General features: G+C 39.0%; 22 protein-coding genes and 4 pseudogenes. 21 read left to right on the top strand and 5 right to left on the bottom strand.

Going from position 1 to position 24,180, the window contains the following annotated elements; translation table 11 throughout:
- Window positions 1–17 precede the first annotated feature (17 nt).
- The 16 genes from NSU02_RS11080 (at window position 18) to NSU02_RS11005 (ending at window position 17,108) form a co-directional block, all read left to right on the top strand.
- Complete coding sequence (locus NSU02_RS11080; RefSeq protein WP_339195768.1) at window positions 18–2,219, top strand: dihydroxy-acid dehydratase; 2,202 nt, start codon at window positions 18–20, stop codon at window positions 2,217–2,219.
- A gap of 141 nt (window positions 2,220–2,360) precedes the next feature.
- The gene (locus NSU02_RS11075; protein WP_111646585.1) at window positions 2,361–3,119 is read left to right on the top strand and encodes an IclR family transcriptional regulator; all 759 of its coding nucleotides are present in this window, start codon (window positions 2,361–2,363) and stop codon (window positions 3,117–3,119) included.
- 81 nt (window positions 3,120–3,200) lie between these two features.
- Window positions 3,201–4,100 (top strand): fumarylacetoacetate hydrolase family protein, encoded by a 900-nt coding sequence (locus NSU02_RS11070; RefSeq protein ID WP_339192894.1) that lies wholly within the window; start codon window positions 3,201–3,203, stop codon window positions 4,098–4,100.
- 84 nt (window positions 4,101–4,184) lie between these two features.
- Window positions 4,185–5,651, top strand: a complete 1,467-nt coding sequence (gene gucD, locus NSU02_RS11065; RefSeq protein WP_339192893.1) for an alpha-ketoglutaric semialdehyde dehydrogenase GucD — start codon at window positions 4,185–4,187, stop codon at window positions 5,649–5,651.
- Between the two features lie 192 nt (window positions 5,652–5,843).
- On the top strand, window positions 5,844–6,665 hold the full coding sequence (larE, locus tag NSU02_RS11060) for an ATP-dependent sacrificial sulfur transferase LarE (RefSeq protein WP_339192892.1): 822 nt from the start codon (window positions 5,844–5,846) through the stop codon (window positions 6,663–6,665).
- A gap of 1 nt (window position 6,666) precedes the next feature.
- Window positions 6,667–7,491, top strand: a complete 825-nt coding sequence (gene larB, locus NSU02_RS11055) for a nickel pincer cofactor biosynthesis protein LarB (protein WP_339192891.1) — start codon at window positions 6,667–6,669, stop codon at window positions 7,489–7,491.
- Window positions 7,472–8,746 (top strand): nickel pincer cofactor biosynthesis protein LarC, encoded by a 1,275-nt coding sequence (gene larC, locus NSU02_RS11050; RefSeq protein ID WP_339192890.1) that lies wholly within the window; start codon window positions 7,472–7,474, stop codon window positions 8,744–8,746. The genes larB and larC overlap by 20 nt, the downstream gene beginning before the upstream one ends.
- Entirely contained in the window at window positions 8,746–9,375 is a 630-nt protein-coding gene (locus NSU02_RS11045; protein WP_339192889.1) for an urease accessory protein, read from the top strand. Before larC ends, NSU02_RS11045 begins: the two co-directional genes overlap by 1 nt.
- 24 nt (window positions 9,376–9,399) lie before the next feature.
- A complete protein-coding gene (locus NSU02_RS11040) occupies window positions 9,400–10,308 on the top strand; it encodes a dihydrodipicolinate synthase family protein (RefSeq protein WP_339192888.1) in 909 nt (302 codons plus the stop codon).
- A gap of 107 nt (window positions 10,309–10,415) precedes the next feature.
- Window positions 10,416–11,369 carry a U32 family peptidase gene (locus NSU02_RS11035; RefSeq protein WP_339192887.1) on the top strand — a complete coding sequence of 318 codons (954 nt, stop codon included), beginning with the start codon at window positions 10,416–10,418 and terminating at the stop codon, window positions 11,367–11,369.
- An 18-nt stretch (window positions 11,370–11,387) separates the two neighbouring features.
- Complete coding sequence (locus tag NSU02_RS11030; RefSeq protein ID WP_339192886.1) at window positions 11,388–11,711, top strand: UxaA family hydrolase; 324 nt, start codon at window positions 11,388–11,390, stop codon at window positions 11,709–11,711.
- Window positions 11,683–12,849 (top strand): UxaA family hydrolase, encoded by a 1,167-nt coding sequence (locus tag NSU02_RS11025; protein ID WP_339192885.1) that lies wholly within the window; start codon window positions 11,683–11,685, stop codon window positions 12,847–12,849. Before NSU02_RS11030 ends, NSU02_RS11025 begins: the two co-directional genes overlap by 29 nt.
- Window positions 12,850–13,134: 285 nt before the next feature.
- Entirely contained in the window at window positions 13,135–14,094 is a 960-nt protein-coding gene (locus NSU02_RS11020; protein WP_339192884.1) for a sugar kinase, read from the top strand.
- A gap of 13 nt (window positions 14,095–14,107) precedes the next feature.
- Window positions 14,108–14,788 carry a bifunctional 4-hydroxy-2-oxoglutarate aldolase/2-dehydro-3-deoxy-phosphogluconate aldolase gene (locus NSU02_RS11015; protein ID WP_111646573.1) on the top strand — a complete coding sequence of 227 codons (681 nt, stop codon included), beginning with the start codon at window positions 14,108–14,110 and terminating at the stop codon, window positions 14,786–14,788.
- Window positions 14,769–15,917, top strand: a complete 1,149-nt coding sequence (gene dgoD, locus NSU02_RS11010) for a galactonate dehydratase (RefSeq protein ID WP_339192883.1) — start codon at window positions 14,769–14,771, stop codon at window positions 15,915–15,917. The genes NSU02_RS11015 and dgoD overlap by 20 nt, the downstream gene beginning before the upstream one ends.
- A gap of 186 nt (window positions 15,918–16,103) precedes the next feature.
- Entirely contained in the window at window positions 16,104–17,108 is a 1,005-nt protein-coding gene (locus NSU02_RS11005) for a C-terminal binding protein (RefSeq protein ID WP_111646571.1), read from the top strand.
- A gap of 488 nt (window positions 17,109–17,596) precedes the next feature.
- On the opposite strand, the pseudogene NSU02_RS11000 reads toward NSU02_RS11005, so the two are convergent.
- Window positions 17,597–18,962: pseudogene (locus tag NSU02_RS11000) on the bottom strand (ISLre2-like element ISGsp4 family transposase).
- A 211-nt stretch (window positions 18,963–19,173) separates the two neighbouring features.
- On the opposite strand from NSU02_RS11000, the pseudogene NSU02_RS10995 reads away from it, so the two are divergent.
- From NSU02_RS10995 to NSU02_RS10985, 3 pseudogenes are all read left to right on the top strand, one after another.
- Window positions 19,174–19,660: pseudogene (locus NSU02_RS10995) on the top strand (IS110 family transposase); the annotation flags it as partial.
- Between the two features lie 17 nt (window positions 19,661–19,677).
- A pseudogene (locus NSU02_RS10990) lies at window positions 19,678–19,837 on the top strand (PD-(D/E)XK nuclease family transposase); the annotation flags it as partial.
- A gap of 14 nt (window positions 19,838–19,851) precedes the next feature.
- Window positions 19,852–19,973: pseudogene (locus NSU02_RS10985) on the top strand (nucleotidyltransferase domain-containing protein); the annotation flags it as partial.
- A 106-nt stretch (window positions 19,974–20,079) separates the two neighbouring features.
- Here the strand turns inward: NSU02_RS10985 and NSU02_RS10980 are convergent.
- From NSU02_RS10980 to NSU02_RS10970, 3 genes are read right to left on the bottom strand one after another with little or no spacing between them, the layout of a single operon-like run.
- Window positions 20,080–20,490: a DUF86 domain-containing protein gene (locus NSU02_RS10980; protein ID WP_111646591.1), complete on the bottom strand. Its 411-nt coding sequence runs from the start codon at window positions 20,488–20,490 to the stop codon at window positions 20,080–20,082.
- Entirely contained in the window at window positions 20,480–20,887 is a 408-nt protein-coding gene (locus tag NSU02_RS10975) for a nucleotidyltransferase domain-containing protein (protein WP_111646590.1), read from the bottom strand. Before NSU02_RS10975 ends, NSU02_RS10980 begins: the two co-directional genes overlap by 11 nt.
- Window positions 20,884–21,090: a hypothetical protein gene (locus NSU02_RS10970; protein ID WP_339192882.1), complete on the bottom strand. Its 207-nt coding sequence runs from the start codon at window positions 21,088–21,090 to the stop codon at window positions 20,884–20,886. Before NSU02_RS10970 ends, NSU02_RS10975 begins: the two co-directional genes overlap by 4 nt.
- Before the next feature lie 251 nt (window positions 21,091–21,341).
- Between NSU02_RS10970 and NSU02_RS10965 the strand changes: the two genes are divergently transcribed.
- Window positions 21,342–21,620: an MFS transporter gene (locus tag NSU02_RS10965; protein ID WP_339192881.1), complete on the top strand. Its 279-nt coding sequence runs from the start codon at window positions 21,342–21,344 to the stop codon at window positions 21,618–21,620.
- A gap of 216 nt (window positions 21,621–21,836) precedes the next feature.
- Here the strand turns inward: NSU02_RS10965 and NSU02_RS10960 are convergent, their stop codons facing one another.
- Entirely contained in the window at window positions 21,837–23,087 is a 1,251-nt protein-coding gene (locus NSU02_RS10960; protein ID WP_339192832.1) for an IS4 family transposase, read from the bottom strand.
- A 170-nt stretch (window positions 23,088–23,257) separates the two neighbouring features.
- Here NSU02_RS10960 and NSU02_RS10955 point away from each other — a divergent pair, with 170 nt between their 5' ends.
- Window positions 23,258–23,695 carry a PTS sugar transporter subunit IIA gene (locus NSU02_RS10955; RefSeq protein WP_339192880.1) on the top strand — a complete coding sequence of 146 codons (438 nt, stop codon included), beginning with the start codon at window positions 23,258–23,260 and terminating at the stop codon, window positions 23,693–23,695.
- The last annotated feature ends 485 nt before the right edge of the window (window positions 23,696–24,180 follow it).

Raw genomic sequence — 24,180 nt, 5'->3', positions numbered from 1 at the left:
GGGAAAGGGGGAATTGTATGTCAGCGGTGACGTATCCATATATTGAAAACAAAGTCAATCCATATCGTGATAATGTGCAAGGAAAAGCAAATGAACCTATTTGTGTCGCGGGTCTTCTCGATCGTTCAAAACAAATCCTTGGTTCCGAATTCAAAGGAATGCAGCCAGACTGGACGTTGGAAGAAATTTACGATAGATTGCATAACAACGCTCCTAGAATTGCGATTATAGGAGGCTCAGCTGATCATCCTGCTCATATTATGGATTTTCAAACAATTGCTCGAGCTGCCATTCGCATTTGGCAAAACGGAGGAGTTCCGTTTCAATTTTCGACGCCGGTAATGTGCGATGGGACTGCACAAAGCAATCAAGGGATGAGCTATTCCTTGCAAAGTCGAAATGCTGTTGCGCAAATGATTGTGAATCAGCTGGAAGCACATAGCTATCATGGAGCTTTTGTCATTCAAGGATGTGATAAACAACCTCTTGGAGTGGTTAGTGCTTTAGCCCATCTTGACCGTTTGCGTCAGAGAAGAGGAGAAGCGCCCTTCTTTGCTACTTTTGCTCCTGCACATGTTTTAAAAGGGGGAACGATTCCTACAAAGTTATATGCCGAATTAGAAGAAATTGCACGGCATGCTGAATCAATAGGAGAAGAAGATATTGCATACGACTTGCGTGATGCTCTCTCATATATTTTGCAATGTTCATCCAACACTGCCTTTCAAGGCGTACTCGAAAGAGCCAGGGAAAAAGGAATTATTACAAAAGAACAACATGAGGATTATGAAAAACGTTTAGCGGTAGCCACATGCGACAGTCAAGGTGGAGTGTGCGCATTCAATGGGACTGGTAATAGTTCAAGGCATGTCATCGCGGGCTTAGGACTGATTCATCCTGCACTAGAGCTCTTAACTGTTCCTCCTACACAGGAGCAAATAAATGCAGCACTCGATAGCTTAGTATTTTTGATGAACAACCCGATATACGGAGTTACTAATATTATGGCTACGAATATTAAAAATGCTATTAGAATTCACAGTTCTACTGGCGGATCGACAAATATAATGATGCATATTGTCGCTGCAATGATTTATGGAGGGTATAAGTTTAATTTATGGGAGTACGATAAAATTCATCATGAGCATCCCGTTCCTGATTTGTTTGATTATAGTCTGACACAAGGAAGAGATATCTACGCATTAGCTATTCAGTGTTGCAGTGGACAAATAAGAGGAATGGAAACCGTATTTTATGAATTAATGAATAACGGGGTTCCGATGGATATTGATGCACCAACTGTTACGGGAACTACTTGGCGCGAAAGGCTTTCAATAAAGAAAGATCGATTACCAGCAGAAAATATGAAAGATAACCCCATAATCCTTTCTAAACCAAGACGTCCATTTAGTGGTGTAGATGTTTTATCAGGTAATTTCTTTGAAAGTGCAGTAGTAAAAATTAGTGGGATGGCAACAACGCAAATCGATGAGTTCGATCAGAAAGTCGCGTTTGTCCTATATTATGAGAATGAGGATGCTGCGAATGAAGGGCTTTTAGATGTTAATCTGTTAGAAAAACTTAAAATAAATCGCAGTTTTAGTCACAAAAGTTTAGTTGCTGCATTAAAACATAACTCTTCACATTTATATGATTTATTAAAGGATAAGGAATATGATGAATTATTCGATACAATGGTGAAAGAGGGAGTTCTAAAGATAGCTGTTGTCATATCTGGTCAAGGACCAGAAGCATTTGGTATGCCAGAAATGTTTACACCGATGCAACACATTAATGCGAATCGACGTTTAAAACGCATTGCTACTCTTATCAGTGACGGCCGTTATTCAGGTGTAACATATGGTGCGGCTATAGGTCATATGACTCCGGAAGCAATCAATGGTGGAGGTATACTCTATTTGCAAACAGGGGATCTCCTCTATATTGGTCTCCGGGAACGAAAAATTCAGCTTTTGAATGAAAGTGCTTTTCAAAACAATCAACTTGTATTTGAATTTGAATTGATAAAACAGCAAAGAAAAGAAATGGCAAAAAGTAGACTAAAAAATATGCGCGAACGTCAACGACGTATTGCAGCGAGCAATCGTTTAATAGGACATACAGATGCTGCAACTGGTGTAGTCCCTACCTATGTTGCAGAAGAAGCAGTATACGATTATAAAAAAGATGCGATCTTCCCAGTTTATGGCGAGTTATAACTAATAAAATGGTAGGGAATACGATAAATTAAATATTTTTTTTGGGTCTTACGCTTCACTCTCTCTATATTATAATTTAATTATAAAATTAAGAATAAAGAGTATAGTTGCAAATATAAACTGTTAAAGAGGGTGAAGAATATGCCGTTGATTCAATCAGTTGACCGCGCTCTACGAATATTAGATTTATTTGATGAGTATGAAACCGAATTAAAAATTACAGATATTAGTGAAAAAATGCAACTTCATAAAAGCACCGTGCATTCACTATTGAAAACACTTCAGCATCATCATTATATAGAACAGAATCCGGAAAACGGCAAATACAGACTTGGTATGAAATTGTTTGAGAGAGGAAACTTAGTCATTCGTCATCTTGATATTCGGGCCATTTCTAAGAAGTATTTAATTGATATATCGATAAAAACGGGTAACACAGTTCATCTTGTGATACTTGACGGCAAGGAAGGAATTTATATTGACAAAGTAGAAGGAACTTCGGGAACCGTCTTATATTCGAGGATTGGGCGAAGAGTCCCTGTTCATAGCAGTGCGGTAGGAAAAGCATTGATTGCTTTCAAAGACGATAAAGGGCTTAAAGAATTTTTAAAAGGATATGTTTATAAGCGTCATACTGCCAATACTATTACTAGTGAAGAACAATTTCTTGCGGAACTAGAAAAAGTTAGAATAAACGGATACGCGTTAGATAATGAAGAAAATGAACCAGGCATTACATGTGTGGCTGTTCCTATTTGGGATCATTCTGGAAATGTCATAGCAGCCATTAGTATATCGCAACCGACTGCAAAAGTTAACGATTCGGTACTGAAAGATGAAGTACAGATATTAAAAAATGCTGCCGATCTCATTTCTAAAGAAATGGGTTATGTGAAATAAGGAAGTTTCCGTTCATAAATAAAGTTTTGTCTAAATAACAAAACAGAGTTTATTAATATAAAACAAGAAGGAGACGCAATTATGAGAATCATTCGATATTTAAACGATTATTCGAATCCTGTGGTAGCTGCTGTTACAGATGATAACAAAATATATCCGCTTCCAATGAACGATTTTATGGATATTATTTACGAAGCGAAACATGCAGGATTGACCCCTGTAAATTACATTAACGAATTAATTACTGGAAAAGAGAGTTTGCAAAAAGATTTGTCAGAATTAAACTTGCTTGTGCCGATTGTTGCACCTGAAGTTTGGGCATCCGGTGTGACGTATGAAAAAAGCCGTGAAGCAAGAAATTACGAGACTACAGATAAAAAAAACGATGGTGAAACATGTTACGACAAGGTATATAACGCAGAAAGGCCAGAGATATTTTTAAAATCTACTTCTACTCGTACGGTAGGACCTAACGAGCCGGTTTATTTACGTAGTGATTCGAACTGGCAAATTCCCGAACCTGAATTAGGGTTAGTGATCACAAAAGAAGGACAAATTGTTGGATACACGATTGGCAACGATATGAGCTGCAGAGATATTGAAGGAGAAAATCCGCTTTATTTACCGCAAGCAAAAATATGGAAAAATTCGTGTTCTATTGGTCCTGCAATTCGACTTTCTGAAACTGTAGCAAATCCTTACAACTTCCAGATAACGTGCAGAATATATCGAAATGATCAACTTGTAGTAGAAGAGAGCGCTAATACAAGACAACTAAAAAGAAAATATGATGAATTAGTTTCTTTCTTAATTCGTGATAACAAAGTATTTGATGGAACGGTATTGTTAACGGGAACATCGATTGTTCCACCAAACAATTTCACTCTTCAAGATAAAGATCGTATTGAAATTGAAATTCCGGAGATAGGTGTACTATCTAATCCTGTGAAGTCATTAGTACAAAAAACAGTCGTAAATTAAATTTAAACATCTTTCTTTGATAGTTAAAGATCACAAAGTTAGTGAGAATTCTATATTCATAGAAGGAATAGGAGTGAGATTTTTATGGCTTTACAAATGGAAGTCAAAACATACTTCAACTATATTGATGGAGAATGGGTAAGCTCGGAAACGAATGAGGTGGAGGCGAGCATAAATCCAGCTAATAAAAATGAAATTGTTGGGTATATTCAACGTTCATCCATCGAAGATTTAAATAAAGCAGTTGCCGCCGCAAAACGAGCACAAAAATCATGGAGAAAACTCTCGGGTCTAACGAGGGGGGAATATTTATACAAGGCAGCGGATATTCTTGAAAAACGTCTGGAAGAAATTGCTGAAACCATGACGAAGGAAATGGGAAAAACGTTTGTCGAGGCAAAAGCAGAAACGCTCAGGGGAGTTAATATATTACGGTATTATGCTGGAGAAGGTGCTAGAAAAATTGGCGATGTTATTCCGTCAAGTGATAATGGAACTCTAATGTTCACGACTCGTGTTCCCCTTGGGGTAGTCGGTGTCATTTCGCCATGGAATTTCCCTGTAGCTATTCCTATCTGGAAGATGGCACCTGCACTGATTTATGGAAATACCGTTATTTTGAAGCCTGCCAGCGAAGCTGCTGTTACGGCTGCCAAAGTGATTGAGTGCTTCCATGAAGCCGGTTTTCCAAAGGGAGTTGTAAATATGGTATGCGGTCCGGGTTCTGTAATTGGTCAAGGAATTGCGGAGCATCCGGATATTAATGGTGTTACATTTACAGGTTCCAATAATGTGGGTAAACAGGTAGGAAGGGCAGCTTATGAACGAGGGGCGAAATATCAGCTTGAAATGGGAGGAAAAAACCCTGTCATTGTTGCTAAAGATGCGGATATCGATCTTGCGGTTGAAGGAACGATAAGCGGAGGATTACGTTCAACAGGTCAAAAATGTACTGCCACAAGTCGCGTCTTTGTAGAAAGCGAAGTATATGAAATATTTAAAGAAAAATTGCTTGCTAAGGTAAAACAAATAAAAGTAGGAAACGGGATGGAAAGTGAAACATGGATGGGTCCATGTGTGAGTGAGTCACAATTAAACACAGTTCTTTCCTATGTTGAGAAAGGAAAAGCAGAAGGAGCTGATTTAATTTACGGCGGAAAAAGATGTGTAGAAGGTGAATTAGCTAACGGCTTTTATGTAGAACCAACTGTCTTTGAAAATGTAGACATCAATATGACCATTGCACGTGAGGAAATATTCGGACCTGTGCTCGCTTTAATTAAAGTTCATAGCATTCAGGAAGCATTAGAGCTTGCTAATGATACGGAGTATGGATTAAGCGCATCCATTTATACTAAAGACATTAGCAATATTCTCTCGTTTATTAATGAGATCGAAGCTGGGCTAGTAAAAGTTAATGCTGAAACAGCTGGAGTAGAGCTTCAAGCGCCTTTTGGCGGAATGAAACAATCAAGTTCTCATTCTAGAGAACAAGGGCAAGCAGCAATAGAGTTTTTTACATCTATAAAAACAGTATCCATTAAAGCATAAATAATACAGAGGCTGTCTTAAATGCCAAAGGGTCAGACCGGCGCCACACAATAATTATAAGGGACATTGGATCAATGAATGATAGATGATGAAACGAACGTGAGGTCAGATCCTTATGAGACAGCCTCGATTATACAAATCGGTTTAAATGAAGGAAATTACTCCGCCATGCCATGTTAGGAGGAATAGAAAGTGGGAGAAATGCTGCTAGAGAAAAAAAAAGAACGCCTTATTAATCTATTAAAGGATATGGGGAATGTGTTAGTTGCTTTTTCAGGTGGAGTGGATAGTACATTTTTGCTGGCGGTTGCAAAGGAAGCAGTTGGAGAGCAGGTGCTGGCGGTTACAGCTGTTTCTGAAACCTTTCCTACTCGGGAAGTACAGTTGACATCCAAGCTTGCCAAACAAATAGGTGTTAAACATTTGAAAATTCAAATTAATGAGCTAGAAAATGTTGATTTTGTCCAAAATGACTTTAGCCGCTGTTTTCATTGTAAAAATAATTTGTATACACAGTTACAAGAGTTAGTTAAGAAATATGGAGATTTGTACACGGTTGTTGACGGTTCTAATGTGGATGATTTAGGAGAATATCGTCCCGGATTAAAAGCAGCAAGACAACTTGGTGTGCGGAGTCCTCTTCAAGAAGTGGGATTTTATAAAGACGAAATCAGAATATTATCAAAGGAAATGGGACTAGAAACATGGAATAAACCTTCCTTTGCATGCTTATCATCGCGAATTCCTTACGGCACGAAAATAACGAAAGAGAAAATTGACCAACTTGATAAATCCGAAGAATTTCTCTTGGAGCTTGGTTTTTACCAAGTTCGTGTTCGGCATCATGGAGAAATAGCTAGAATCGAGGTTTTGCCGGAAGAAATGCCGCGTATCATTGAATACCATCGGGAAATCCATCGTAGACTAAAAGAACTCGGTTTTTTATATGTGACTCTTGATTTAGGAGGGTATAGATCAGGAAGTATGAATGAAGTTCTGAAAAAGGAATGGTAAAATGAATGATTCACTGAAACAAATCCTTGAGCAGTTAAAAAACGGAAATATTTCTGTAGAAGAAGCATATGAAACATTGCGCACATATGATTGTATTGGGTATGCGACATTGGACATTCATCGTGAAAAAAGGAAGGGCTTTCCCGAAATCATTTTTGGTGAAGGAAAAACTAAAGAACATATACTTGGTATTTTCGAAAGATTAATGAAATTCCATAAAAAAGTACTCGCCACACGCATCAATAAGGAAAAAGCAGATTACCTGATGAGGAATTTACAAAATCGGTATCCTTTAGAATATTTTCATTATCATAACAATGCAAGGACGTTTTATTGGATTGCTAAAGAGTATGTGGAAATAAAAAAACAAGGATATATAGCCGTTGTCAGTGCGGGAACATCGGATTTTGCTGTTGCTGAAGAAGCAGCTGTGACAGCTGAGTTTTTAGGTTGTGAGGTCAAACGAATATATGATGTGGGGGTAGCTGGTATTCACCGTTTATTAGATAAAATATCTGTTATTGAACAGGCACATGTTGCAGTAGTAGTTGCAGGTATGGAAGGAGCACTTGCGAGTGTGGTAGGCGGGCTAGTATCAAAACCAGTTATTGCTGTACCTACAAGTGTGGGATACGGGGCAAATTTCCAAGGTTTATCCGCGTTGCTTACGATGTTAAATTCATGTGCCAGCGGGGTCTCTGTTGTCAATATTGATAATGGTTTTGGTGCGGGATATTATGCTGCTACTATCTTATCTGTCATTGAACAGTCTATTGAAAAGGCGATGAAACGAGAGGAGGGAAGGAATGAAAGTTCTCTATCTTGATTGTTTTTCCGGAATTAGTGGCGATATGATGGTAGGTGCTTTAGTAGACGCAGGAGTATCGATAGAACGAATTGAAACAGAATTAAAAAAACTTCCATTTTCAGGGTATAAATTACAATGGAGCAAGGTCGTAAAAAAGGGGATTTATGCGACGAAGATGGATGTCATCCTAGATGATAACTTCGAACACGAACATGAAGTTCATTCCCATCATCACGATTCGCTAAATAGTTCAACCACACATTCACATAGGCATTATGCTCACATAGTTGAGATGATCAATCAGTCCGAATTGCATCCGGAAGTAAAGAAACGTAGTCAACAAATTTTTCATTCAATTGCTGCGGCAGAGTCAAAAATCCATCATATTCCTGTGGAGAAGGTTCATTTTCACGAGGTTGGCGCCATTGACTCCATTGTTGATATTGTCGCCACGGCTGTTGCGTTAGAAGAACTTAAAATTGATCGAATCATTTCTTCTCCTGTACCAGTGGGGAGCGGATATATCCATTGTGCACATGGTACTTATCCTGTTCCATCTCCTGCAACGTTGGAGATACTTCGAAATGTGCCAATAAAGACCAGCAATTTGCCGTTTGAGTTAACAACCCCAACTGGAGCTGGGATAGTGAAAAGCCAAGTGGCTTCATTTGGACCTATTCCAGCAATGACAATATCGTCAGTTGGGTATGGTGCGGGTACACGCGATTTACCCAATCAGCCGAATGTTTTACGTGTTGTAGTAGGTGAAATGGTTAATCATTTATTAGAATGTGAGCCTTTATTACCTTTGCAACAACAAGAAGTCATTTACATTTTAGAGTGTCATGTCGATGACATGTCGGGTGAAGTACTGGGATATGTAATGGAGGGGCTTTTTCAAATGGGGGCAGTTGATGTGTTTTATACACCAATCTTTATGAAGAAAAACCGCCCTGGGGTTCTTCTTACTGTTTTGGCTTCGGCGAATAGTGTAGAAGAGTGTGAACAATTTATTCTTATGGAAACAACAACACTTGGTGTCAGAAAAAATGTATGCACAAGAAGTATTTTAGGAAGAAAGAGTGTCAGTGTTTCTACACCGTATGGAAATATTCGTCTAAAACAAGCTATACAGAATGGAAAAATAATAAGACAAGTGCCAGAATACGAGGATGTAAAAAAAGCTGCTACTGATTATAAAGTTCCATTTTTAGAGGCATATGTGGCAGCGATGGAAATTGCTCGGGAAAGGTCAAAGGGAGAAGAATCATAATGGAATTCGGTCTACTTTCAGCTTTAATAGTCGGACTTTTTTTAGGAATTAAACACTCTTTAGAGCCTGATCATGTAATAGCTGTATCAACGATTGCGAGTAAAAGTAAGAATTGGTTTCGATCTCTGCTAGCAGGTGTATTTTGGGGGATTGGACATAGTGCTGTTTTATTTATAGTAGGATTATTCATTATTGTACTCAAGCTCCAAGTGCCGCCAAAAGTAGAAGCATATTTTGAAATCATTGTAGGAATTATGCTTGTTTATTTAGGAATTACGTCAATTTTAGGGAATACAAAGAGAAATGGCGATAAAGGAGATTTAAATGATGCGAGTGCTATTTATATGAAATCTTTTGCTATTGGAAGTATACATGGTTTGGCAGGGAGTGCGGCCTTAACTGTTTTAGTCTTATCAACTGTAAACAGTTTGTTGGATGCAACATTATATATTTTGTTTTTTGGGGCTGGGACGATTATTGGTATGTTCTGTTTTACTGCTGCTTTAACTATTTCCCTTGTGTTAAGTGTGAAACGATTTAATGCAAAAAGGACTTTAGAATTTACAGCAGCGATAGTGAGTGTATGTTTTGGAATGTACTATTTATACCATATCGCGACAATATTTTAAATATATTTCGGAAGGATGAAAGCCATGGATTTTAAATTTAAAGGAATCATTCCACCTGTCGTTACGTTGTTCAATAAGGATGGGGAATTTGATTGGGAAGCGAATTATATACTCGCGGATCATTTAATTAAAAAAGGAGTTCATGGATTGCTGTATATGGGGAGTATGGGAGAGTTCTCATCTTTGCCTCTTCAAGAAAGAAAACTTTTTGTAGAGAAAATGGTTCGATATGTAGATGGACGTGTTCCAGTTTTAATTGGTACAGGAACTACCTCATTAAAGGATACCATTTATTTATCACAACACGCTGAAAGTATTGGAGCTGACGGTGTACTAATAGTAAATCCATTTTATTGGAAATTTACGGAACAGCAATTATATGACTATTATATGAACGTAGCTAAAAGTCTCAAAATTCCTTTGGTGATATACAATATTCCTTCACTCACCGGTCAAGATTTATCACCTGACCTTATATTAAGGCTAGCCATGGACCATGAGAATATAGTTGGGATTAAAGATACGACAGAAAGATTAAGTCATATTCGACAATTAATTAGTATTACATACCAAAGAAGCGATTTCGCTGTTTTTGCCGCTTTTGACGATCTCCTTCTTCCTGCACTGCAAATGGGGGCAGCTGGCGCAATTAATGGTACTGCTACATTCTTTCCAGAACTATCTGTCCGATTATTTGAGAATTTTAAAGCCGGCCAATACCAAGAAGCACTAGCTCTAAATGAATTCATTCTCAAGCTTATGTCCATTTATGAGCTTTCACAGCCGTTATTTATTGCAGTTAAGGAGGCAGTGCATCAACTGATTTTAGGCTATCAAACGAGTCATCAGTTACCTATTACAGAATGTGATTCTTTAAAAAAGGATGTTCAGTTATTTCTAAAACAAAATCATTTATTTTCCTACAGCAAATAAACATTCAACATAGTATCATAAATTGGATTATTCACGAAAAACATTATCAATTCTATCACCACACTCCATCAATTTTAAAGTAAATAATAGAAAGGATGCATGTATTTATGGAGGAAACGAGAGAATTTCTTAAATCATTAGGTTACCCAAGCAATGATCTCTATAATCTGCCTACGTCTACCAAGCGGTTCCCTGATGGAGCGCAATACAGGATTGAGATTCCAAGTGTAGAAGGTCCGCGTGCTTTACAAACGGTAATTGAGGAAGCAGAGCGGTTGGGAGTAACTATTCACCGTGTATCGCAAGGAAGTGGCATTATGTTGTTAACGGATGATGAGATTAGGGAAATGTGCCAGATTTGTGCGGCTCGAGGAATGGAATTAAGCCTTTTTGTCGGTCCTAGAGGTACATGGGATATTAGTGCTCAACCATTTACAAGTGCAGGGAAAGTTGTTGGGTTTAGACACGAAGGAGTTGATCAGCTCGTTTATGCGATTGAGGATTTAAAAAGAGGAGCAAGCTTGGGATTACGCGGTGCCTTAGTTGCTGATGAAGGTCTATTGCTTTTAACGAAGGAAATGAAAAAACAAGGAATACTACCAGAAGATTTTGTAATTAAAGTATCCGTGCAAATGATGGCATCCAATCCGGTGTCTATTAAGCTAATGGCGGAATTAGGCGCAGATACGTATAACGTTCCTACTGCTTTAACTTTGCCTAAACTGGCAGCTATTCGTCAAGTAATCGATATTCCTATTGACATATATGTGGAGGTGCCGGACGGCTTTGGCGGCTTTATTAGACATTACGAAATTCCAGAAATTATTCGTATTCTGTCCCCTGTTTATATTAAATTTGGATTACGCAATCATCCTGATGTATATCCATCAGGGAAACATCTAGAATCAGTTAATATTGATTTATGTCGGGAAAGAGTGCGACGGGCAGCATTAGGAATGCGTATTATTGAACAATACTATCCGGAAGCAATCATGTCTGAGCTTGGAGCAGAAGGATTAGGTGTTCCGGTAATCGGTTCGTTGAAAAAAACTTCAGTTTAAAGAAAGGAGAAAGATTATATGGCATCTTTCTACCGTACTATTATGATGAACTCCAAAGATAACGTCGCGACTGCTTTAGACAATATCCCTGCTGGGAGTGTAGTAACAGTAACATGTCAAGGCAAAGAGTATGAGATTGAAATTAAAGAAATCATTGAATTCGGGCATAAATTTGCTGTTATTCCGATTAAAAAAGGTGAAGATATCTCCAAATATGGCGAAGTTATTGGAGTTGCCTCTAAGGATATTGCTATAGGCGAGCATGTTCATATCCATAATGTAGAAGGGAAGAGGGGAAGGGGAGATAAGATAAATGAAAACAGAACAGCTATGGGGGTATAGACGTTCTGACGGCCGAGTGGGAGTTCGCAATCATGTGCTTATATTGCCTACAATTGTTTGTGCTACACAGGCAGCAAAGCAGGTGACAGAACTTGTTCATGGTACGGTATCTTTTATTCATCAGCATGGTTGCGCTCAAGTAGGTGTTGATTATGAGCAAACATTCCGAACATATGTTGGAATGGGGACAAATCCTAATGTATACGGAGTAATTGTGATGGGGCTTGGTTGTGAAACACACCAAGGAAGAAGTATTGCACAGGAAATTGCCAAAAGCGGCAAGCCGGTTGAACTTGTATCTATTCAAGATCATGGGGGAACGATTGGAGCAATTGCAGAGGCAGCGAGAATAGCAACGAAAATGGTACAAGATGCTTCTGCTTTGGTTCGGGAGCCGTTTGATATTAGTGAATTGATTGTAGGAACAGAATGTGGAGGCTCAGATGCCTGTTCCGGTCTTTCTGCAAACCCGGCAGTTGGTTATGTAAGCGATATGATTGTTGACAGAGGAGGTACGGTTATTTTAGCAGAAACAACTGAACTAATTGGTGCCGAACATCTTTTAGCGAATCGTGCTGTTGATGACCGAGTAGCTAAAAAAGTGTATCAAGTCATCGAGGCGATGGAGAAACGGGCCATTATGATGGGAGTGGATATCCGTACAGGGAATCCAAGTCCAGGGAATCGAAAGGGAGGACTCACTACACTAGAAGAAAAATCACTCGGAGCAGCTGCCAAGGCTGGCACTAGACCTTTGCAAGAGTTAATAGATTATGCCCAGCAGCCAACTAAAAAAGGGTTAGTATGGATGGATACTCCTGGGCATGATATTGAACAACTGACAGGAATGGTTGCCGGTGGGGCACAGGTCGTCTTATTTACAAGTGGCCGAGGAACACCGACAGGCTCTCCAATCGCACCAGTCATTAAAATTGCTACCAATACTCCGCTGTTTGAAAAAATGAGGGAAAACATGGACATCAATGCAGGAACAATTATTGAAGGAACAGAGTCTCTCGAATCGGTAGGCGAAAGGGTTTTCCATGAACTTTTATTAACAGCTTCCGGAAAGCTTACGAAAGCAGAAATTTTAAAACAGTATGATTTCGGTATTTGGAGAATTGGTCCAACATTTTAGCAACAAAATTATAAGAATATTATTAATAGTAATACTATTTAAAATTAACTTAAATTTATTAAGGACCTTTCATTCATTAAGTTTTTCTTGGAATGGTTCGAACTGCTGTTTTTATTTTTCGGCTGTTAAAGCAAGATTTTGAGTTGTTTTTGAAAGTCAAAAGAGCCAAACATTCATACCTCGGAACATCAAATTACACTACCTTTGCTTCTATGTATTTCAGAAATTATTTAGTAAAACTTTTTGAATTAACAGTAAATAGGATGTAATAAGGGGAGGCTTAACGTGAAAGAACTTGATGTTGTAACATTCGGGGAAACAATGGTCTTATTTACCTCTGAACTTATGCTCCCGATTGAGTATAATGATCGATTTTATAAACAAATAGGAGGGGCAGAATCTAATGTAGCTATTGGATTGCGAAGACTAGGACACTCGGTCGGCTGGTTTAGCAAATTAGGTAATGATCCTTTTGGAAGATATATTCATAAATTTATTAGAGGTGAAGGGGTAGACACCTCTAGATGTATTTATACTGATGAGGCTCCTACAGGTATTTTTTTTAAGGAAAAATACTCAGCTACAAATTTAAAAGTATATTATTATCGCAAGAACTCTGCTGCTAGTTTATTAACTCCTGATGACCTTGATGAAGATTATATTGCTAGCGCAAAGATCCTTCATCTAACGGGAATTACCCCTGCACTTAGTCCAACTTGCAGGGAGACAGTTTTTAAAGCTATCGAAATTGCTAAGAAGAATGAAGTAAAAATTGTTTTTGACCCGAATATCCGATTAAAGCTTTGGGATAAGGAAAAAGCGAAATCGGTTTTATTAGAAATTGCAAAAGAAGCCGATATTATTTTACCAGGATTGGATGAAGGGGAGATGTTATCGGGGCGAAAAACACCTGAGGAAATTGCGGATTTTTTTGGAAAAGAAAAAACTGTCATCATCAAAATAGGTGAAAAGGGTGCATATTATCAATCGAAAAATGAAAGTGGTTATGTGGAAGGATTCCCTGTCTCTCAAATAGTAGATCCGGTTGGAGCTGGTGATGGATTTGCAGCGGGGGTAATAAGTGGAATTTTAAGGAATGAATCTATTTATTCGGCGGTGAAACGTGGAAATGCAGTCGGGGCTATGGCTGTTGGGATGAGTGGAGATGTTGAAGGACTGCCTAGAAGCGAGGAATTGGAAGAATTTATAAAAGGTGTTATTAGCTTACAAGATGTAAAACGATAAGGGGGAGGATGTTGTGGAAAAGATTACAAATTTAAATCGCTTAAAGAAATCTAAGTTGGTGGCAGTCATTAGAAAACCAAAGCAAGAACAAATTTTCCATATTGCAGAAGCATTGATAGCAGGAGGGGTAGAGGCGCTAGAAATTACAGTAGATACTCCCGGCAGTTTTGAAATAATCGCTTGCCTTAAAGAAAAGTTTGGAACACGAGCAATAGTTGGTGCTGGAACAGTACTTGATGCAGAAACGGCTAAAAGGGCGATTGAGGCAGGTTCAGATTTTATCTTTTCACCTATATTTAATGAGGAAGCGATTTGTTTAGCTAATCGATATGGTAAAATTTCCATTCCCGGTGTCATGACACCAACAGAAATTGTAAGAGCATATCAAGCTGGTGCCGATCTTTTAAAGGTATTTCCAGCTAGTATTTTGGGACCGAAATACTTTAAGGAACTAAGAGGGCCTTTAGGACATATTCCTATGATGCCGACTGGTGGAGTATCTTTAGGAAATGTGGCAGAGTTTATACGAAATGGTGCCGTAGCGGTAGGAGTAGGAAGTACATTGCTTAATAAACAAGCAATTGAGGAGGGACGCTTTGATCTTTTGAAAGAAACGGCACAAAAGTTTATCGAGGAAATTCGAAAAGCTGTTGTTTTGGAGGAAAAAGTGCAAAATGAAGATTACAAAATTTGAAACTTTTATCGTTCCACCTAGATGGTTATTCCTGAAAATTAGTACTGATGAAGGAATTGTCGGTTGGGGTGAGCCGATTATAGAGGGAAAGGCAAATACGGTAAAAACAGCGGTAGAAGAATTAAGCGAATATTTGATAGGAAAAGATCCTTTGAAGATTGAAGATCACTGGACCGTTCTTTATCGAGGTGGATTTTATCGCGGAGGTCCGATTTTAATGAGTGCTATATCGGGAATTGATCAAGCGCTTTGGGATATAAAAGGAAAATATTTTAATGCCCCCGTTCATCAATTGCTAGGTGGCCCGGTTCGTAATTCGATTCGTGTCTACCGTTGGATTGGAGGAGACCGTCCTAGCGATGTTGCTGAAGCAGCAAAAAATGCGAAAAATGCAGGTTTTACAGCTGTAAAAATGAATGCTACCGAAGAGCTTCAGTTTATTGATTCTCATAAAAAGATTGATGAAACGATTGAAAGGGTTGCAACCATCAGACAAGTTGTTGGTGATGATTTCGATATAGGTATTGATTTCCATGGGCGTGTCCATAAACCAATGGCAAAGATTTTAGCCAAAGAACTGGAACCATACCACCCTATGTTTATCGAGGAACCTGTATTACCTGAGAATAATGAAGCATTACGTGAAGTTGCTATGCATTCTAACATTCCTATTGCAACAGGGGAAAGAATGTTTTCCCGCTGGAACTTTAAAACGATTTTATCTGAGGGATATGTAGATATTATTCAGCCTGATCTTTCTCATGCAGGTGGAATTACTGAAGTGCGAAAAATAGCTGTGATGGCTGAAGCCTATGATGTTGCACTAGCTCCTCATTGTCCGTTAGGTCCGATATCCTTGGCCGCTTCTTTGCAAATCGATGCAGTATCCTATAATGCTTTTATTCAAGAACAAAGCCTTGGCATTCATTATAATCAAGGAAATGATCTCTTAGATTATTTAGTCGATTCTTCTGTGTTTGAATACAAAAATGGATATGTCAAAATTCCACAGGGACCGGGGCTAGGTATAGAAATTAACGAAGAGTATGTAGGAAAAATGTCAGAAATAGGACACGATTGGAAAAATCCTGTTTGGCGCCATAGAGATGGTTCCGTTGCTGAATGGTAAATATAAATTTTAGCCTTTTAGGTAGAGGAGTATTTTAAAAGAAGGAAACATTGTAAAATTTCGACTTATTATGCATTGATTATGCTTAAATCTGAATATGAAATAGTATATATTACTTGTCTGATTTATTTGGTGTAATAAATAAGCAAAATGATTGAAAAATACATAGATTTAGGAGGAGAAAAAATGAAAAAATTTAAAGTGGTAGTTACTGATTATGAATTTCAAACGCTAGCTCCTGAAAAAGAAGTACTTTCTTTATTAGATGTAGAGTTCGTAGCTGCACAGTGTCATACGGAGGAAGAGGTAATTGCTGTGTGCAAAGATGCCGATGCAATTATTAATCAATACGCTCCTATCTCAACAAAAGTAATTGAAAGCTTAGAAAATTGCAAGGTTATCTCACGATATGGGGTAGGAGTTAATACCATCGATGTTGATGCGGCTACTCAAAAAGGTATTGTTGTCGGAAACGTAACAGATTATTCAGTCGATGAAGTATCTGACCATGCTTTTGCATTATTGCTTGCATTAGCACGGAAGGTGGTGAAGTTAAATAGTGAAGTAAAAAATGGAGTTTGGAATTTTAATCTCGGAAAGCCGATTTTTAGATTACGTGGCAGAATACTAGGACTGGTAGGGCTAGGAAGAATTCCACAGGCATTAGCTAAAAAAGCACAATCTTTTGGTTTAAGCATCATTGCTTATGATCCATATATTCCGCAGGAAGTAGCGAATCAATTAAATATTAAATTAGTAGAACTAAACGATTTATTTAAAGAATCTGACTACATTTCTGTTCATGCGCCACTGACCAAAGATACTAGAGGTCTGATAAGCGATGAACAATTTAATTTGGCGAAAAAAGATCTTTTTATTATAAATACAGCTCGCGGTCCAGTTATTGATGAGTCTGCTTTAATCCGTGCTTTGCAGGCTGGCAAGATTGCTGGTGCAGGTCTAGATGTTACAGAATATGAGCCGATTCAACCGGATAATCCACTTCTTAAAATGGAGAATGTTATTATAACGCCACATGTTGCTTGGTACTCTGAACAATCTGAAATTGAATTAAAACGAAAAACTGCCCAAAATGTTGCAGATGTGTTATCGGGATATTATCCTAAATATTTAGTGAACCCTAGCGTGAAAGAGAAAGTACAATTGAAAGAAAAGGAACTGTACGTATAAATAAAACTCATAGTATGCGTCTTGACAGTGAAGAAGCAAAGAGATTCCTATCCTATATCCTATATATTGTAAAAGAAATTCATCTAAACACAAATGGTGATGGTATTTTTAGTACTATCGCCATTCTGTTCATCCAATGCCATGTCCATTTAAAAATAAAAAGACTAAGACCAACTAATCTTAGTCATGCTTTATATAATAAGACAAATAGATTTCAGTCGCCCTTAGGGACGAGTTACTTTCTATTCTATATTAAATTAGTCGTTCCGTGGAACGAGTAATTTAATGTAATTAAAGAATATTACATAGTAATATGAATTGTCAAGGGTGAGAATTATTGGGAGTCAGTCAAGACTTTGTGGGAATTTTTTTGGTTCGCTGAAAATAGATGTAAGTCATAGGTTAGCGAACCATTTTTTTGAATTTCATCCGTAAGCGCTTTCGGACTCTCATCCCTTGCCATGACAGACCGATATGTATACCTTTTTTTACCATCCCTTGAGTTCAGACAGGGCATGATAGATCGGAGTCCCGGACGATTGCTGTAAATATGGCTTGTTTCCGCGTTACCTCCGGAAGAAGACGGCGGACGCGTTGTTTCGCCTTGTTCACGATCGTCTGTTTGGTAGATGCCGTTTCCTCCGCCGGATGCGACGATTCTTCTCCTAAACGACGTCCGAAAAGACGAATCCCATCCATCCGGGCAATCATTGCCTTGAAAAACGCCCTGAGTCCCTTGTCTGTCCAACTGCGGCGGTATTTCACCCGATACGCCAGCTGGCTCATCACGCTTTCAGCCCTCCCCATCGGATACATGCCCGTTGTGTCCACTCCTTGCTCCTTCAGCCATTCCCGGTAATCACGGATACATCCCGGCATCGATTCGATCCGGTGGATCAAGGCAGCCAGCTGTTGTTCTTTCGCTTCGTCCCCCAGCGTGCCGAGGGCGCTGTTCAGTTCCACAAGCAGCTTCTCTTCATCCTGCTTCGCCAGCTTTTGCCGAATCGCCTGCCACCGTGGATGGCCCGAGAGGCATTGGCGCAACTCACGTGCCACGTGGAATCGATCCAATTGGAAGCAGACCCGTCCCTTGAAATACTCCCGGCACGCGGTAATCCATGGAGCGCCGTCCCCGTTGATGACAAGAAGATCCCGACACGGATCATAGGCATATTCGTTCATCAAAAATTCCTCGAAGCCTTCCCACACCTCCCCCTTGCCCTCATGGACGTAATGGCGCTGATTCACGAATTCGATCCGTGAGCCGTTGCGCTTCCACCCTTCGTGAACGGTCAGGATTTTGTCTTCCTTGGCCCGTTTTCCCTTCCCTTGGCGAGAGACAAACAGTCCATCGGCCTCCACAAACAGCACCCGTCCATATCGCTGGTCAACCGGGCAGTGCAGCGGAACTTCAGCCTCGAGCACCAACTGGCGGATCGCCTCATGGCTCATCACCGGATACCCGACCATCTGGGCAAGCGTACAAGCCGCTTTGCGATAGGAAGAGCACTCCACAGCCAATCCCACCGCCGTTTCTTCTAGACAAGGGCTGATTGACTGCGATCCATCAAACGCTAAAAAGGAATCAAGCAAAAACGTGTAACGGTTTTGTTCTCGGTCTAAATAGTAGTTTCGCTCAAAGGTAACTTCGCCAAACAAGGTTTGAATCGTGGTGCGTCGTTTGTCTTTCAAGTGGTACCGGCGCTTGTCCCGGGTTTCCGCCAATTGTCGGTCGATGTCCTCCAACAAAGCCGTAAACAGCTCGGTGAAGGCGTTTTGCAAGGCTCGAAACAAATCAAGTTCGATCTCTTTCCATGTCAACGAATTTGTGGTAAGATGTTGTTGAATATTCATGGGACTCTCTCCTCCTGTTTGATGGTGTGCCAATAATCATCTTACCAGGGAGAGAGTCCTTTTTTCATGTTTCCTGCTTGGGATCCTACCGCGCTTTGCTTGGTGGCCCCGATGAGGGGATTGCGAACCTACGTTCCCAACCCCCTCATCGGGAATTCTAAGAATTTCTCCCACAAACATTTTACTCACACATCAAACGCTCGTCGTTGGCATGGATATCGTGAAAAAGAAGCATTATGCCTGCTTTGTGGATGAGCGAGGGAGGGTGCTGAAAAAATCGTTTCCCGTTCCGCAATCCAGAGAAGGGTTGGAATGGTTGTACCAGTGTATCGTGAAAGCGATGGAGGAATTTGAAAAAACGGAAGTGATCGTTGGCATCGAGCCAACGGGACATTATTGGCTCAATCTCGCTTACTTTCTTGACGAGAAGGGCATCCCTCTCGTCATGACAAACCCGATGCACGTGAAGCGCTCCAAAGAACTGAACGACAATCTTCCAACCAAGCATGATGCGAAAGACGCGCTCGTCATTGCCCGGTTAGTGAAAGACGGCCGATTCAGCTATCCGCGCATTCTGAAAGGGATGGAGGCAACTGCGCGCAGGGGCGACGTTTCTATCAAAACTCGTGGAAGAACAGGGAGCAGTTCGAAATCAGATGATTCGCTGGCTCGATCGGTATTTTCCGGAATTGTTTCCCCGAAAGGATGGTCTCCAATGACAGAAGAATACCTCGATTTGAAAATGGATTTTATGTTCAAGCAGCTGTTCGGCCACCCAAACCAAAAGCGAATTTACGATCGCATTTTTGAACGGGATTTTAAATCGCACGGGCCGCGATCGGATTGTCGATGTGCAATATGAAAACACCGAGCTTCCAAAAGAGACGGTATTGATTTGTACATTAATTATAAGGGAAACAAAAAGGGAAAATCATGAATAAGATTGACAACATTGTCGGCATTTATTCGTGTGATGTGCTGTCTTTCGATTCGCTGAATGAGGAAATCTAACGGCAAATTGAGCGCGATGGAATAATGATTTATGAGAAGTCTCTATCTTGAATTATGTCTTTGCTTAAATAACATGCTCGGACGGTGCGCATCTGCACCGCCCGCTTTACTGCTCATAAAAAAGAATCGCTTTCGTGAACTCGGTAAAGTCGGTTAGATGGTGATCAAGTATTTTTTGCAAAATGGTCAAATTAATTTCCTGGTAGTCGTGAACGGCGATGTTTCTAAATCCGACCATCGCTTTCATTTTTTGTGAAAGAAAAGGAGTGATGATGCCGTGCTGTTCTAAAAGAGAAAAAGCATCTCGACTGTTTTGGGGGAGGCCTAGCTTTTTCTGTGCGACCATGTGCATCGCCAAGTCGATGCTTGCTTCACATGCTCGTTGGAGATTTAAGATAATGGAGTCTTGCTTCGTGTAGTTTTCTAAATTTTTCGGGTTGTTCTCATATTCTTCGTGAATGCGCTTTATGCACCGCTCGATCACGCTAATTTTATTTAAAATGACATCATTTTTCATAAACCGACCCGCTTTCATTAATGTTTCGCAAGATTTCCGTGCGTTCTTCATTCAATTTTGCATACATCTTCAAGGCTCTCCATTCATATTCGGCTTTTTTCTGTTCATTTGTACAATAGATGACTTTGCCGTTACTGACCACTTGCGCCTGAAACACGGTGCTTGCTTGTTTTAGGTCCACAAGATCGACGTCCCGGTGCAGCCTGGATGCCAATTCTTGCGCAACCATAAATCGTTCATAATGATCCAATTGTTTTTGGTCGCTGAGAAAAGCGATATCAATGTCGCTGTCTTGATGAACATGTCCTGCAACCGTTGATCCAAACAAATAAATCAAATATGGGGACACCGTTTCGGTCAACACTTCAATAATGATTGGCTCGATCTGTTCAGTCAACACTGCCCCTCCTTTTCTTCGCCGCAATCCGGGCCATTTTCTTTCATTATATTACTTTTTATTTCCTGCCTCAAACTTTGCGTAAAACTACAGTTTAACGAAAAATACTCCTCAAGTTTCTGGCTTAAAAGTGAAAGCCCCTTAGCCAGTGTTTCATCATCTTCCCTCGTTTTACAATCCCCCTCAAGTTTGGGAACAATCATTCATATCCTCCTTCTCTTGTTTTCTTGTATAATAAGAGAAAATCCAGTTTGTACTCTAGATTGAGTATCAATCTCGCTAACTTATTGCCGGAATTGTGTGAACATCACAGAATATGGTGATGAGACAAAATTGTAAAATTTTTGTTAAATATCCTAAAAATAGGTTGAGTTATATTCTTTTTTGAGAAATAATTTTCCTAGATTATAAAGTTCTCGCCAACAAACTCCTCAGTATCTTACTATGTCTATTTATGTCAGGAATGTTTGCAATCGCTTTAATTATTACTAATCAACATTTTCCTGAACACACAAAAAGGGTAACTAGCATATTATTAGCTTCTAATGCACTTGGCGCTTCATTAATACCCATTATTATTGGTTGGTGTATGGATTATTATCCAGCGCGGATTTCCTTCTGGGCTTTTGCTACTATAATGCTTATGATGTCGATTCTTGTCATTATAAATCTAAGAAACGATAGAATTTCAAGAGAAAGTGAAAATATTCAAAGCAATTCGAATATCCAATAATAAAAAAATACATGACAAAGCCTAAACCTATCCCAGCCCCAAATATTTCATATAACTATCAGTAGCGTTGCATAAAAAAATTTAATGTTTGTCAAGCTCAATAAAAATTCCAGTTATTTCATGTAACTGAATATTCAGACATACAATCTTTCTAAGCAAGCTTAAAAGGACAATGACGTCTTAATCGGCAGTCCATTTCCACAATTTGGTAATATATTACAGAAACATTGGATCATAAACTAAATCGTCTAGGTGTTCCACCTCCCCTTCTTCAAATTGGTACACGATGGTTTCAAAATCTTTTTCCCAATGGTATTTTTTCCGACCGTTGGACGTTCGAATTGGCTTTTTAAAAAGGGAGCGAACAAAACAGTCAAAACCTTTAAAAAGCAGATTCTGTAAAGTTCGCTTGATCTCTAATAAAGGACCATCGTGATTCACTTTTAATTGGAGCATGGCCTGTAAGCAATAGGTGATTAGGGCGATCCAAATTTGATTGTAAACGGCATTTTGACTTTTTCCATAAAATCTTTTTATCTTAAGGTGCTGTTTCATCCATTTAAAGAAGGTCTCTATCTTCCAGCGATATCGGTATAAATCTGCAATCTCTTCCGCAGAAAGATCAAAGCAATTGGTTATGATGATCACGGGATTCCCTTCGCTGTCGACCGTTTCGATCAATCGGAGAGGATGAGTCATTTTGGTATGATTACGGTCATTTCCTAAAATGACAATCTGATCCCTATAAATCAAACGTTCTGGATTGGGAATCCGTTCCGATAAAACTTCAATCTCTGCGTTCTTTTTAAGCCGGGTAATGAATCGCACCCCTTCTCGGCATAAGCGGTCGAACTGTTTGTAATCGACATACCCTCGATCAAACAAGTAAATCGCATTTGGATCGATTTCAATGAGTTCGTCCATCTGTGTGCGATCGGCATGTTTCGCGGGTAAGATAATCCCTTGATCCGGAACAGTGATATCCTTCGTTACAACAACCTTTAAATGGAGTCGAACACCAGCCTTTGTCTTACGAAAAGTTGCCCATGGATATTGGCTCAAACTCATGCTCATCGTGGTAGAATCAATGACCAGAAGACGACCAATGTTTCGGATGATCGGGGCATTTTTCATTTGCCCTTGGATCTTTAAGACCAGATATTTAAATACTTTTTCAAACAGTTGAGGGGATAATTGGCCTAATTTGCGAGAAAGTTGCGAAGTACTAATTGCATCAAATTCCAGATATGTCTGCAACTCTTCCTTGTCTTTCAAATGTTTGGCCAATTTTGTTAAGCTTTCCAATTCGTTTAACTGAGCGATGATACAAAGTTGTAAAAACTTATACGCCGTTAATTTTTTAATGTATTTGTCAACGTCAATCACATTAATTAGTTTTGAAAAAGTTATTGGATCGATCTCTTTAAATAGTTCATTTATTGTGGATTCTGTGGTATTCTTATCCATAATGGTTTCTCCTTATTCTTAGGATTTGGATAGGACTGCCAATCCTAATTATAAGGAGTTTTTTTATATCCAAAAAGATGAAATTTAACATAAAATTGGGCTTGACAAATTAAAATTAACTTAATGCAATGCTACTGTATAACTATAAAAAAATAAGAGGTGAATTTGACATGAAAAAAGAAATTTTAGCAACTAATAATATCGTTCTTAACCAAAAAGCAAAAGATAAAATTGACGCAATTAAAATGGCAGGGAAAATCCTAGTTGATAACGGTTATGTAGAAGAAGAGTACATTAGTAAAATGCTAGAAAGAGAAGAATTGAGCTCTACATATATGGGCAACTATGTTGCAGTTCCGCATGGAACGGAAGAAGCAAAAACATCTGTAAAATCTTCAGGAATTTGCGTGATACAGTTCCCCGAGGGAGTTGATTTTGGAAATGGAAATATCGTTCATATTTTGATAGGTATTGCAGCAGTAAACAATGAACACTTGGATATTTTATCTAAAATCGCTATTTATTGTTCGGAAGAAGAAAACGTTCTTAAAATGGTTAAAGCTACTTCTAAGGAAGAGATCCTTTCCTTCTTTGAAGCGATAAATTAGAGTTTTTCACCCAATGTGATCGTCAAAATCATTCAAACACTGAGATTCATCGTTTATATCAGGGTACCAATAAGTTGTTTATTTTTGTGATTCATTACCATATTTTGAGATTCAGTCAAAAAAGTAGAAAACACTTACGAAATCCTGGTAAAATGTTAGCTGTTATACAAAACATTACAGGAGGTTCGGTGTTTTCAGTGCCAAACATTTTAGGTTACTAAACAAGAGATTTATGAAATTATTTCATTAATGTTAAAAATGTCTGTTATGAAGAACGGTGGACCTATTGCGGGTTTATGACCTCTTATGTTCGCGATTCTCGAACAAGAAAAGCAAGTAAAAGATCTTATGGTATTAAATAAATCTTTGTATTAATTCGAATACTCAAGTAGCAAAAAGTCTCCTATTAAAATAGTCTTTTTCTAAATTTATTTTTAATCAAGGATCTTCAATTTTTAACAACGTCTCTTCCGGATTCCTGTCTT

This window comes from Aeribacillus sp. FSL W8-0870 (assembly GCF_037963755.1).
GTDB classification, from domain to species: domain Bacteria; phylum Bacillota; class Bacilli; order Bacillales; family Aeribacillaceae; genus Aeribacillus; species Aeribacillus composti.
The sequence above is the reverse complement of the archived record's forward strand: the minus strand, read 5'-3'. Positions and strand labels throughout refer to the sequence as shown.

Bases quoted from the DNA above. Each gene is read 5' to 3' on its own strand.
- NSU02_RS10960 (WP_339192832.1), bottom strand. From the start codon at position 23,087: ATGGATAAGAATACCACAGAATCCACAATAAATGAACTATTTAAAGAG.
- NSU02_RS11040 (WP_339192888.1), top strand. From the start codon at position 9,400: ATGGATTTTAAATTTAAAGGAATCATTCCACCTGTCGTTACGTTGTTC.
- NSU02_RS11030 (WP_339192886.1), top strand. From the start codon at position 11,388: ATGGCATCTTTCTACCGTACTATTATGATGAACTCCAAAGATAACGTC.
- larC (WP_339192890.1), top strand. From the start codon at position 7,472: ATGAAAGTTCTCTATCTTGATTGTTTTTCCGGAATTAGTGGCGATATG.
- NSU02_RS11045 (WP_339192889.1), top strand. From the start codon at position 8,746: ATGGAATTCGGTCTACTTTCAGCTTTAATAGTCGGACTTTTTTTAGGA.
- gucD (WP_339192893.1), top strand. From the start codon at position 4,185: ATGGCTTTACAAATGGAAGTCAAAACATACTTCAACTATATTGATGGA.
- NSU02_RS11035 (WP_339192887.1), top strand. From the start codon at position 10,416: ATGGAGGAAACGAGAGAATTTCTTAAATCATTAGGTTACCCAAGCAAT.
- NSU02_RS11080 (WP_339195768.1), top strand. From the start codon at position 18: ATGTCAGCGGTGACGTATCCATATATTGAAAACAAAGTCAATCCATAT.
- NSU02_RS11070 (WP_339192894.1), top strand. From the start codon at position 3,201: ATGAGAATCATTCGATATTTAAACGATTATTCGAATCCTGTGGTAGCT.
- NSU02_RS10970 (WP_339192882.1), bottom strand. From the start codon at position 21,090: ATGATTGTTCCCAAACTTGAGGGGGATTGTAAAACGAGGGAAGATGAT.
- NSU02_RS10955 (WP_339192880.1), top strand. From the start codon at position 23,258: ATGAAAAAAGAAATTTTAGCAACTAATAATATCGTTCTTAACCAAAAA.
- NSU02_RS11005 (WP_111646571.1), top strand. From the start codon at position 16,104: ATGAAAAAATTTAAAGTGGTAGTTACTGATTATGAATTTCAAACGCTA.
- dgoD (WP_339192883.1), top strand. From the start codon at position 14,769: ATGAAGATTACAAAATTTGAAACTTTTATCGTTCCACCTAGATGGTTA.
- NSU02_RS10965 (WP_339192881.1), top strand. From the start codon at position 21,342: ATGTCAGGAATGTTTGCAATCGCTTTAATTATTACTAATCAACATTTT.
- NSU02_RS10980 (WP_111646591.1), bottom strand. From the start codon at position 20,490: ATGAAAAATGATGTCATTTTAAATAAAATTAGCGTGATCGAGCGGTGC.
- NSU02_RS11025 (WP_339192885.1), top strand. From the start codon at position 11,683: ATGAAAACAGAACAGCTATGGGGGTATAGACGTTCTGACGGCCGAGTG.
- NSU02_RS11075 (WP_111646585.1), top strand. From the start codon at position 2,361: ATGCCGTTGATTCAATCAGTTGACCGCGCTCTACGAATATTAGATTTA.
- larB (WP_339192891.1), top strand. From the start codon at position 6,667: ATGAATGATTCACTGAAACAAATCCTTGAGCAGTTAAAAAACGGAAAT.